This window comes from Paenibacillus sp. sgz302148, from assembly GCF_056120465.1.
Genome location: NZ_JBVYOJ010000007.1, coordinates 102,232 through 114,539, shown reverse-complemented (window position 1 = coordinate 114,539; position 12,308 = coordinate 102,232). Strand labels below are relative to the sequence as shown.

The window sequence follows — 12,308 nt, the reverse complement described above, 5'->3', positions numbered from 1 at the left end:
TAAGATCCGAATCCATTATTTACTTGCAGTATTCAAAATCGTATCCAGATCGGCTTGAATCGGTTGTTTGATTTTTTCCAATTCCGATTCTACCGTTCCGCCTTTATTCAAGAAACCCCAAGTGGCTTCTTGAATTTTGCCTTCAACGCTGCCTACGCCAGCCCATGGAACCGGGAATGCGAAGTCACCCGCATTTACTGCCGCTTCAACATCGTCTGCATTTTGCAAGTGGCGTTCGTTGTATTCTTTTTTAATGTTTTTAAGTTCATCCCACAGCGTGAGTTCTTGCCAGATCTTCGCAACAACTTCCGGTTGCTTCACGTTAGCCGGTATGAAATATTCGGTATAGTTAACAAGCCAGCTTGCATAATCTTTAGCTTTTGGACCTTTCGGGAAGTAGACGAAGCCGAATTCATCTGTCATGTCTTTGCGTCCTCCAGCTTCCCAAGTCTCGCCGGTAACCATAGCCGCTTTGCCAGTATGGAATGCGGTTTGGGAATCAGTCCAATCTTGGAAACTGCTGTTTTTATTCGGCATTGCAACTTTGTACGTATTAAATATGTCATTTATGAAGCGGAATGCTTCAACCGCATTCGGCTCGTCGGCGCTGAACACCCACTTACCGTCTTTTTGGGTAATGAACGATCCATCATTCGAATACGTGAACAAACGGCTTAAGAACGGTGCATGGTTTGCGATGCCCCATTGATCGATATTACCGTCGCCGTCCGTATCTTTTGTCGCTTTTTTAGCAATATCAAGGAACGTTTCCCAGTTCCATTTGTCTTGTTTGACCAGCTCATGCGGATCAGGCAATCCTTCGCGCTTAAACAATGTTCTATTGTAATAAATGCCTGCTCCGGCATTCACCGTATCCAGGAACCCGTACATTTTGCCGTTCCACTCGCCGAACGTTTTAATGCCTTTTGGCCATTTTGGATCGTTGAAGTCGAACAGGTCGTCGACCGGACGCAGAAGCCCTTTGTTGATCAACGGAATTGCAAAATATTTGTCAAAAGCGACGATGTCTGCAACCGAGTCACCGGAAAGACCTGCGGCAACTAGCTTCTCGCTTACTTGTCCATAACCTACTGGCTCGTAAACAATTTTGACATTATATTTTTGCTCAACTTCTTTTTGTCTTTCGAGTCGCATATCACCGTATTTCGTACCGGCAACCGGACCGCCAAGACCGCGTTGTTCAGCGTCGTCCATCAAGATGCGGATTTCTCTTCCGCCAAGATCGATTTTCGGCTCTTCCGGTTCAGGTGTTTTTTCTTCCGTTTTTGGATCTTCTTGTTTTACTTCTTCCTTCTTCGTATCATCTTTAGCAGGTTCTTTCGATTCATCTTTTGTTCCAGATCCGGAGCATGCGGTTACAAAGATGAAAGCAAACACTAATAAGATAGATGCGAGCGTTTTCAACTTGCGCATTGACAGATAACCTCCCCAAAATAGTTGTTGTGCTGATGCCAATCGGAAAACAATCTTACTCTGACCTCATTTACATTTGAAGCGGCATCACCTCCTTTAATGTGTTTTGTTGCATTGTGTTGCTTGTTTCTGTTGGTTTTTTTCTTTATCGATTATTTAAATAAAGAAATTTTCTTTTTTATGAAGCCGCAATTAAGGACACTCATTCAACGGATCGACTTTATCTATTATAGAGGGTGATTCTGTCGGATGATTTAATTATTGTTCAAAGAAGTTGTACTATCATCCAAACCTGCCTTGTTTGTAGCAAAATCGTAGCATCCGCATTTGGTTTTTAATAGTTCTCATATGGCCAATCGAGTTCTCAAAGGGAGAAAACGCCAGTCGTCATTTGCCTTCTCCGGTTCATTTTCAACCTATAAAATATGGGAAAACCTAGTCACAGTAAGCGTTTTCATTGGAAAGAATCAAGTCACCTAAAATATCTAAATAAGTTATTTTCTGTGTCAAGATACAGTTTGTTTGCACCTTGCAAACTCTAACATAATTTAGTTTGAGTTGTTTTTCTTACAAATCATGAGCAGCCCAGACGAAATCTCCGCATCCGTCACAAAAAAGTTACGCGGCCAAACGTTGTGGAATACCGACTTTTTGTATAGGATTGTATCTAAGTCATTCATTCCCGTTTAGAAAGAGGTTGGAACACCATGCCAAGACCGAAATCGATCGATCAATATATTCGAAACGATAAAGAAGCGAAACTTGCCGCTGCAGCCGAACGGTTGGCAAGCCTATTCGCCGAGCGGGCGGCCAAGCATGATGCGGAAGGCTCGTTCCCGTTCGACAACTTTGAAGATATCCGGCAAGCCGGCTTTTATAAATTGACGATACCGAAACGCTACGGCGGGGACGAAATTTCGCTATACGAGCTGTGCCTCGTTCAGGAAAGACTGGCGATGGGGGACGGCTCGACGGCATTGGCCTTCGGCTGGCATCTCGGCCAGACGATGCACTACCGTTCCACGGAATCTTGGCCGGAGCCGCTTTTCCGCCAGTATTGCTTGGATGTCGTCGAGCGCGATGCCATGATCAATACGTTTGCGTCCGAGCGAAATACCGGCAGCCCGAGCCGGGGTGGTAAATTGGAGACAACCGCGGTCCGTGCAGAAGGAGGCTGGCGAATAAGCGGCCGTAAAACATTCAGCACGCTGATTCCGATTTTGACGCAGTTTGTCGTATCGGCTTGGGTCGAGGATGAGGATCGGCCCGGGCATTTTTTAGTTCACCGTACCGAAGGGGTCGAGGTCGAAGAAACGTGGAACACGCTCGGCATGCGCTCGACGGGCAGCCACGACGTCGTTTTGCACGACGTGTTCGTTCCGGAAGGGTCTAGAATCGATTCGATCGACAGCAGCGGCAATTCGCTGCCGAAGAAGGACGACTCCAATGCCTGGATGCTGCACATTCCAGCCTGTTATATCGGGATCGCCCATGCGGCCCGCGATTTCGCCGTCGATTTCGCAAGCAAATACCGGCCGAGCAGCTTGCCTGGACCGATCGCCGAACTACCTCACATCCAGCAGCAAATCGGGCAAATTGAGGTCGAGCTGAAAACGGCGCGCGCAATGTTATACACCGCCGCGAACCGGTGGGATGCGGAAGTTGAGCTGCGCGGCGATCTGCGGCCAGAACTCGGGATGGCCAAATATATCGCCACCAACAACGCGCTGCAAATCGTCGACAAGGCAATGCGCATCGTCGGCGGCATCAGCTTGTCGAAATCGCTGCCGCTAGAGCGGATGTACCGCGACGTCCGCGCCGGGTTGCACAATCCGCCGATGGACGATTACATCTTGAAGACGCTCGCTCAAGAAGCGCTGCGCGAGCGGTCTAGCATCTAGCGCTGCCTGCCGTCCGGCGCTGTCGGGCTGTGGGAAAGACGCAATCGTGCAGTTAATTTCATGTGAAATGGCTCAAAGGCTGGAAATACCCGCACACGGCGCTACTGGTCAGCTCAGCATAAAGACGGTTTTTGAGCCTAGTCAAAAACCGTCTTCGGATCGGTTCTTACGGGATATTCCGAATCTGAATCGAACCCTTTATTTCGCCGCCCTATTCAAAATTTCGTCCAAGTCTTTCTGGATCGACTGACTGATTTTCTCCATCTCTGATTCCGGCGCCCCGCCGTCCTTCACAAATCCCCAAACGGCCTCGGCCATCTTCCCTTCAATTTCACCTATTCCGGCCCAAGGCACCGGGAATGCAAAATCGGCGATATCCAGCGCAACTTCTACGTCTTCCGGATTTTGCATATTTTTTTCGTTGTACTCTTTGCGAATGTTGCGAGTTTCATCCCACAGCACGAGGTCGTTCCAAATTTTCGCCAGTACATCCGGCTGTTCCGCGTTGGCCGGAATGAAGTATTCCGGGAAATTGATCAGATAGCTTGTATACGCATTAGCTTTCGGACCTTTCGGAAAGTAAACGAATCCGAACTCGTCCGTCATATCGCCGCGCCCGGCCGCTTCGCGCAGTTCCCCGGTAACCATCGCCGCTTTGCCGGTATGGAACAATTTTTGCGATTCGTTGTAATCGTCGAAATTGCCGTTAAGATTCGGCATCATCACTTTGTACGTATTGACCAAATCGTTCATGAAACGCATCGCTTCCATGGCGTTCGGCTCATCGCCGGTAAATACCCATATTCCGTCTTTGTTTGAAATTAACGCTCCATCGTTAGAATACATAAGAAGTCGGGCCAAAAACGGGGCATAGTTCGTAAAGCCCCATTGATCGATCGTGCCGTCGCCGTCCGTATCTTTGGTAGCTCGCTTGGCAATATCGAGGAATGCATCCCAGTTCCATTTGTCTTCTTTGACCAACTGCTGCGGGTCGGGCAAGCCTTCACGTTTGAACAAGGTTTTATTGTAATAAATTCCTGCACCGCCGTTTACCGAACCGAGAAAGCCGTACATTTTGCCATTCCATTCGCCAAACGTTTTAATGCCTTTGGGCCATTTCGGATCGCCAAAATCGAACAAATCGTCGACCGGACGCAGCAACCCTTGATTGATGAGCGGGATGGCCAAATATTTTTCGATCCCGACGATCTCCGCGACCGGTTCGCCGGAAAGGCCTGCGGCGATTAATTTTTCGCTGACTTGGCCCCACGAATGGGCTTCGTATACAATTTTGACATTATACTTCTGCTCGACTTCCTTCTGTCTCGCTATCTGCATGTCGCCGAATCTCGTTCCTTCCACCGGGGCGCCCAGAGCGCGCGATTCGGTAAGGATCCGGATTTCCCTGCCGCCTAAATCGATTTTCGGTTCCTCCGTTTCTACCTGCTTCTCATCCTTAGCCTCCTGTTGCTTTGCAGGTTCTATCGGCGTTTCCCGATTTGCCGTTTCGTTGGCTGCTTCTTCGGATCCCTTTGTTCCAGATCCGGAACATGCGGTAATAAAGATGATAATCAAAACAAATACAAGTGTTGACGCTTTCAATTTGTGCATTGGTAGTAATCCTTTCTCAGCATTGTACTAGAATTATTAGAGATTTAAGTGCAACCCTGCCTAGCCCGAGAAACTACATCACCTCCGTTAAGCCGGCTATTCTCTTTTTTCAGCAAAATCGCACTTCCGTTATTCCGCTATATTATACAAATTGTTCCACGAACTCCGTTATAAATTTCGAACAATATATTTGTAAAATCATCCCAACCTTCTTTTGCGGTAAAACTCATGTAATTTAGAACAAAAAATTGAAATTGAACGATCGAAGCCGGTTTTCCCCACTTACGAGCAAGTAAAAAACGGCGCCAGAACCAATGTGGTTCAAGACGCCGTTTCTTCAATATGAAGCGTTCATTTTCACCACAGCTCAAGCAGAAAATCGTCACCGCGTTTCTCGAAGCTCAACAGAATCTCCATGGAAGCTCTACGGCAACTCCACGGCATCCGCCGTTTTGCCTTCAAGACCATAAACCTCGATTTCGTCGATGAACACAAACCGCTCGACCGGGAACGTGACTTTCACGTACCTTGCATAAGCCTTGGTCGCCCCGGAATGTCCGGGAATGCCTTCCTTACTTCCGTCCCAGGTATACATTTGCATTCCGCTCGTATTCATATACGTCCCCGGAGCAAGTTTGGTGTTCGCTTGACCGATCGGAGTCCACTGCTGACCGTCATTGGACACGGCTACCGAGATGTTCTGCGGGAACAGAATCGCGGCGTCGCCATATTCGAAGAAGTCGGCGCGGACCATGCCAACCGATTTCTGGGCGCCGAGATCGAATACGACGTCCCTGGACGCTCCGTCACTGTTCACATGGCCCTGCCATTTCCAGTCGAACATATCGGTTCCGCCGTAGTATCCGTCCGTCAGTTCATTTCCAGAATCCGGATAATGCGCCTCGGCCGGAGCGGAGATCGTATAGCTCATGCCCTTAACCAAATTTATCGAACCGTCGGCAGGCCCGCCTGTCTGCTTCGTGTACGTCCCCTTGACGAACTGGTACATCCAGTCGTAGTTCGCGCGCACGTCCGGGTCTTTGCTTTGCGAAGCCTTATACATGGCCAGAATTCCCTGGTAATGTGCCTTGAACGTATTGTTCATGTAACCGTAGTCTACGCCGCCGTTCAAATATTCGGTATATTTCTGACGGAGCGCATAGCTTTTGTTCATATCCTCGTCGGTTTCCATTTCAAAGCCCATCCCGTATTGCTTGATAAGCTCCGCCGTATCTTGAATGCGGTACTCGCCATGCTGGAAGAAGAAATGGTTCGGCTGCAACGCCGCGGCATCAAAACCGAGCTCCTTCCATTCGAATACGGAATTCGACTGGAAATACGGGATCCAGAAAAACTTCAAATCCAGCCCATGTACAATATCGCTTGTCGCCCGGATCAAGTCTTTATCGCGGGGATTTTCGACATCGACATTTTCGTTCAGCCAATATAACCCGCTAAGCGTCAGGTTGGAAAAATGGCTTTCGTTCCATTTTCGCATCAGGTCGTCAACATGCCATTGAATCGTCTTCAACTTGTTGTTATACGCTGCATCGGCGCCGATGGAAGCCGTATTGAAATTTTCTGAAATTCCGTCGCCGTCGATGTCGCCGAAATCCGTTTGCGAATCAACCGGATATGGGATCGTCAGCACAACCTTCACCTTATGCTTCGGCTGGCCGAGCTTCGCCCCGACTTCCTTCGCCGCCTCATTCAAATTGTCCAGGTCTCCGCCTGCGGCAAACGTTTTGTCGGCGTACCATTCCCAATCCTCCTTATTCGCCGGCGGATCCGTCGCGAATTTGCGGTAGGACGGCGCATAGTTCGGACATAACAAGAAGCCATCGTAAAACCAATCAACAGGTTCGCCCGCTTCATTGACATAACCGACGTACGGAATAAACTCCTCCTTCGTCCAGTCGCCCATGTTATCCGGATAATAGCTGTTCGGGATGAGCACCAAATCATGAATGCCGCCTGTTGCTTTCCCCGGTTTCAAATACGCCGTTTTGTCCTTAGGCAATGCTTTGGCGCCTTTGACTTTGCCGTCGACGCCCCAAATTTCGATCTCGTCGATGAAGACGAACATTTCCATCGTAAACGTCACTTTAATATACCGGGCATACGCCATCATCTTATTGGAATTGCCGTCGGGCAGTCCGTCAATCGACCCGTCCCATATAAAATCATGCAATTTCGGGTCCGACCATTTCCAAAAGGGAGCCTTCGCGCCGACATGCGAAATCAGACCCCAGTTCTCCCCATCCATCGATGCGTAATAGGATACGGTCATCGGAAGCATAATTCCAGGTCCGGTGTCGTGCAAGAAATGGGCTTTGATGCGGCTGACCGATTTGTTATCGCCCAGATCGAATATAACGGAACGGGTCTTCCCCCTGGCATGCCCCTGCCATCGTTGATCCCAGAACTCCAGGCTGCCATATTGGCCGTCCGTTAGTTCATTGCCGCTGTCGGGATAATCGACGGTAGGCTGTTCGGAGAATGTATAACTCAAGCCGGCGGCCAAGTTTCTTTCGACGGCCGGTGGTGCATCTTTTTTATTCTGTTCATCTTGTGCATTTTGTTCATCCTGTTCATTCTGTTCGTCTTGTTTGTTCTGTGCATTCTGTTCGTCTTGCGAATTCTGTACATTCTGTTTGTCCGCCCAAACATTCGAGACGCTTAAGGATAATAGCAGTACGATAATGAGGATCGAAGTCATTTTTTTGAACAACATAGTCGTCAAACACCTCCGTTTGATGGTTACTGTGGCACCCGCTCATGTTTCCGAACGAGCTCTAGTCGTATGACGCTTGCCTCGACGAGTATGCATCACCTCCCTTCGGAAATCCAGCGATTATCCCACCACTCCGGTCCGTTCCACGCTTTCGACGAAATACTTCTGCGCGAACAAATACAGGATGAAGATCGGCGCAATGACAAGCAGCGTCCCCGTATTGACGAGAAGCGATACATACGACGGGTCCGACGTTACCCTTCCGATGTTGCCCGGCAATAGCCCAAGCATAGACGACAGCACGTTGATGTTGTTCATATACAAGCTCACGTAATAGTTGTCGTTCCACTGCCATACGATCGAGAAGAGCAGTACGGTCACGAGCGCGGGAATCGTATTCGGCAAAATGACGCGCAGGAACGATTTCGGAATATCCGCTCCGTCCACGTAAGTAGCTTCCTCAAGCTCCTTCGGCAGTGAGCGGAAAAATTGCCGGAATATGAAAATATACAGCCCGTTTTTCATTCCCATTGCCGTCGCCGACGAAATGAAGAACGGCCAGAAGCTATCCAGCAAATTGATTCCCCGGTTGCCCGTAAACAACCCGTACAGTCCGAATACGTCAAAAAAACGGAAATGGATGTACGTCGGGATCATAATCGTTTGGGGCGGAATGACGATCGTAAAAACGACAAGGGCGAACAGCAGGCTTTGACCCGCAAACTTCAACCGGGCGAACCCGTAACCGGCAAGCGCGCACGAAACCGTCTGCAGCAGTGCCGTTCCTAACGTCAGCAGAACCGAATTCGTAAACGATTTGCCGTAATTGAGCAGCTCAAGCGCGATGTTGATATTGTCCATCGTAAAATGACGCGGAATCCAAACGACCGTAGGGTCGAAAAAATCGAACCGGTCCCTGAACACGACGGACAATTTCGAGATGAGCGGGAACAAAATGATAAAACATATGCCGAAAACGAGCATGAAACGAATGATCGCCCACAGCAAATGTTTCCCTTTATCCACCGGCCGGTGCCGGTCGAGCCAACGGGCGGCGGAGGCCTGCGCATGGCGAAGCTGCTTCGTCTGCATGAACTGCTTGATCTGCATAGGCAACCTCCTTTGCATTAGTCGTAATAAAACACTCGCTTGGAAATGATGCGCGTCGTCACGAGCAAAATGATGGCGATGAGGACAAAATAGATCCATGCCATCGCCGAGCTGAGGCCGAACTTCAGCTCTCCGAACGCGATGTTGTGCATATAGCCGGTTACCTGATTGTTATAGAACGAATCGACGATCGTATAAACCGTATTTGTCAAAATGAGCGGGGTCACCATCGGAAACGTAATTTTCCAGAACATTTCGTAGCCGGTGGCGCCTTCGATTTTGCCCGCTTCGTACAGCGTAGGCGGAATTGATTGCAAGCCGGCGAGGAAAATCAAAATTTGCACGCCCGACGATTTTACGATTTGGTAAATGCGGTCGACGGCGTCGACCAAGTAGCTTGCGATCATCGGATTCATGCCGGACTGGACAAGAAGCGGCCGCAGCTCCAAGCCCCTCAAACCGGAAAAATTGCCTTCCGTATCCGTTGCTGCCGAGCCTAAGATTTGCCCCAAATAATTGCCGCTGTCCAGATTGGCGATGACGCCGGAAGCGAGGACGACCGGCAGGAAAAACACCGCTCTGGCCAGCATCCTTCCTCTGAATTTTTGCGATAGCAACGAAGCCGAAAACAAGCTGAAAAATATGATGAGCGGCACGTTCAGCGCCATGGACGTCACCGCGTTCGTCAAAATGCGGTTAAACCACGGGTCGACATAAAAAGCGTCCAAAAAATTGGACAAGCCGACAAAATCGAGCACAAGTCCGTCGTCACCAAGCGAAAGCTTGCTGAGGCTGTACCGCACCGATTGAAAGAGCGGCACGGCCATTAGCAGCATGAAACCGAGGAGCCACGGCAAAATAAACAACACGCCGTACACGGCCCTTCGCCGCTCCAATGTCATTCGTCTTATTTTGATCATGACTGACTATCCCCCCACTGCGTAAGACTCGGCGCCAACGGTGATGCCGCCGATCGATACGGCTTTTTTTCCGTAATTCACCGTCACCGATTTGCCGTTTTCATAGATCGTCCGATAGACGTCCTGCCCCAGCTTTTCATGAGCGACGATCGTTTGTCCGCGAACCTGCCGCAAAACGGCGTTTACTTCTTCGTAGGCCTTCACGGCTTCATCAAACCATGCCTTGTAATAAATGGCATATAAATCCTCGGAATCCGTTTCGTTCAACTCGGATGGGTCCGCGCAAATCCAGCGGTAATACACGTTGGACCCCGTTTCCAGCGATCGCAGCACATTTGTGCGCAAGTCCTGGTCGTCGGCGTAATTGTACGGTTTGCCGGCATATTCGACATAACCGTGCAGCACCATTTGGGCGAACGGCACCGATTCGTCGGCGATCTGGAACATGCTGCTCGTTTGCGGCAGGTTCACGAGATGTTTGGCGTATTTCAGCGAAAAAGCGTTTCCGCCGTTTACCATCAGATCGGGAGCCGCCTTCTGGATTCGCTCCAGCTCCTTTTCGTTGATCCATTTCGCTTCCTGTCTGTTTATCGTCTGGGACAAGCGGAAATCCGAATGAATGTCCGACCCGAGGTCGCGCAGCGATACGGCGTCCATCCCAAGCTTGCCATAATCGTGCAAAAACCCGTCGATCACGGCATCGAGCTTGCTCGGCGACAAATTGAAATGCGAAAAGAGCATTCGGTTTTTCCGGAACGTAACCGGATCGTAGTCGTACACTTTGGCGATTTTGCGCGTTAAAAATTGCGCCGCGTCTTCCGACGGATCAAACCCGGATCCATCCTGATAAACTTCGAGGAAAGCGACGTCCGGGTATAGTGCGCCTCCCGTTCGTTTGACCCGTTCGACGAGCGACTGCCATTGTTCACGGCTGCCGAGCTCGCCGTTCATCCGAATGCGAGAAGGCAGCTCATGGCGAACGCCGCCGTTAAACCATCCGCTATAAAGGAGCCGAATGTTGCGTACCTGCTTGCCGTCCAGTTCGTCGACCAGCTTCGAGCTTTGAGCGAAATCGCTTAACGGCACCTGAGCCTCGTAAGGAATGCCGAGGAAGCTTTTCGTTTTTGGGATCGTTCCGATCAGCTCCATATAAAACGGTGCGTCTCCTTGCGATTCCAGCTTTTTCAAGCCGTATTTATGCTCCAGATACCCTCTGTAATAAGCGGCCATGCCGGAATAATTCGCTTTGTCTTCGTACAAAAACGAATAGCGGATTTGCAGCTTCCCCCGGTACGGCTCGCTTGGCGTCCTTACGAGCTCTTCCCGTTCGTTCAGCCTTAACTTGTCTTTCGGCAAAATCGTAAATTTGGCGGCGATGCTGTTGTACTCGTGCTGCTTGCCGCCAATATCCGCTGTCAGCTGAGCGAGAGCGTCCCCTTGTTCGATGACGGCGAAGTACGCCTCGTCTCCCTTCTTCATGCCGAATACCGGCATCCGGTTCGTTTCGGCCGTAAACGGCTTGTCATCCTTGACAATCGACCCGTCCTCTCCGTAAATCGGGACGACAACCGGTTGGGACAGCACCCTGCCGTTGTTCAGCCGAATCAGCGCGCCGGAACCGTCGGGAACGAACATGTAGCCATCTTCCTTCTTCCCCGCGGCTCCGAAGTATTCGAGCAAGCTGATCGCATGAATCCGGTACGCTCGGCTTTCCTCGATATTCTTCGTATCGACGGAAGCGAGCAGCTCATCGCCGTCGAGCGCATAACGAACGGCTGCGGTAAATTTGGCGTTCCCGGCTCCGACGCCGCCATCGATGCCGTTTTCCTTATTGTCGAAAGCCAGATCCTCTTCCGTATAGCCGACTTTCTCCAGGATCGCGATCAGCTTCGTAATCGCGGCCGTCGGCAAATCCCTTCGTATATAGGTCGTACCGTCCTCGCTTAGCTTATACCGAGACTGAAGCTCCCGCTTGTCTTTTTGCTCCGTTAGCTTGCCAAGCAGCTTCTCCTCGAACCGCTGTTTGTTTATTGACGCAGGTATGGATTCAATTCCTTTGACGTCTTTGCCGAAATGATACGTCACCAGAACGCCGCCGTCTTCAGGTTTGATTTCGAACTGATTGTACTGGACGCTATCGTTGAAGCTATCGAATTCCTTCGTTTGCCCGTTGCCGGCCAAATAGACGAGCGACAGCTGCGACGACAATTTTCCTTTGACATAGGGCGTTGCCAGTGAATCCTTCTCGCGGTCCTGCGGATTCGACCGCCATACTTTCCCGTTCCGTTTATCGAGAACGGCAATTTCGGCGGTTTTCCGATCCACGTACAGCTGGAGCGATTCGCTTGCGAGCACCGGCTCCATGCCGTCCAGCATCCGTCGCGATTCCGCCGATAGCGGAAGGTTTAGCGAAACCGGGACGGTTTGGCCGGCTCCCGTATATTCCTCCGGAGCCTGGCTGGATTCCTGCGCGGCGGTTGTCACACTGCCGCCGATTCCCCCGCTTCGAACGAATGCAAACACCGCCGATACAACCAAGACGAGCAATAGGGACGCTGCCGCAATCGTCTTGAAGCGCTTTCCGGATGTTGTCATGCG

General features: G+C 50.4%; 7 protein-coding genes. 1 reads left to right on the top strand and 6 read right to left on the bottom strand.

Translation table 11 applies throughout. The features are described from left to right. Nucleotides 1–15: 15 nt before the first annotated feature. The gene (locus AC0LWM_RS12065) at nucleotides 16–1,476 is read right to left on the bottom strand and encodes an ABC transporter substrate-binding protein (RefSeq protein ID WP_474675191.1); all 1,461 of its coding nucleotides are present in this window, start codon (nucleotides 1,474–1,476) and stop codon (nucleotides 16–18) included. 665 nt (nucleotides 1,477–2,141) lie between these two features. Between AC0LWM_RS12065 and AC0LWM_RS12060 the strand changes: the two genes are divergently transcribed. After that, nucleotides 2,142–3,335, top strand: a complete 1,194-nt coding sequence (locus AC0LWM_RS12060) for an acyl-CoA dehydrogenase family protein (RefSeq protein ID WP_474675190.1) — start codon at nucleotides 2,142–2,144, stop codon at nucleotides 3,333–3,335. Between the two features lie 198 nt (nucleotides 3,336–3,533). Here the strand turns inward: AC0LWM_RS12060 and AC0LWM_RS12055 are convergent, their stop codons facing one another. The 5 genes from AC0LWM_RS12055 to AC0LWM_RS12035 form a co-directional block, all read right to left on the bottom strand. Further along, nucleotides 3,534–4,946 (bottom strand): ABC transporter substrate-binding protein, encoded by a 1,413-nt coding sequence (locus AC0LWM_RS12055; RefSeq protein ID WP_474675189.1) that lies wholly within the window; start codon nucleotides 4,944–4,946, stop codon nucleotides 3,534–3,536. A gap of 424 nt (nucleotides 4,947–5,370) precedes the next feature. Then, complete coding sequence (locus AC0LWM_RS12050) at nucleotides 5,371–7,680, bottom strand: DUF4855 domain-containing protein (protein WP_474675188.1); 2,310 nt, start codon at nucleotides 7,678–7,680, stop codon at nucleotides 5,371–5,373. 120 nt (nucleotides 7,681–7,800) lie between these two features. Further along, a complete protein-coding gene (locus AC0LWM_RS12045) occupies nucleotides 7,801–8,790 on the bottom strand; it encodes a carbohydrate ABC transporter permease (protein WP_474675187.1) in 990 nt (329 codons plus the stop codon). 17 nt (nucleotides 8,791–8,807) lie between these two features. Continuing rightward, the gene (locus tag AC0LWM_RS12040) at nucleotides 8,808–9,710 is read right to left on the bottom strand and encodes a carbohydrate ABC transporter permease (protein WP_474675186.1); all 903 of its coding nucleotides are present in this window, start codon (nucleotides 9,708–9,710) and stop codon (nucleotides 8,808–8,810) included. A gap of 6 nt (nucleotides 9,711–9,716) precedes the next feature. Further along, nucleotides 9,717–12,305: a DUF5696 domain-containing protein gene (locus AC0LWM_RS12035; protein WP_474675185.1), complete on the bottom strand. Its 2,589-nt coding sequence runs from the start codon at nucleotides 12,303–12,305 to the stop codon at nucleotides 9,717–9,719. Nucleotides 12,306–12,308: the final 3 nt, after the last annotated feature.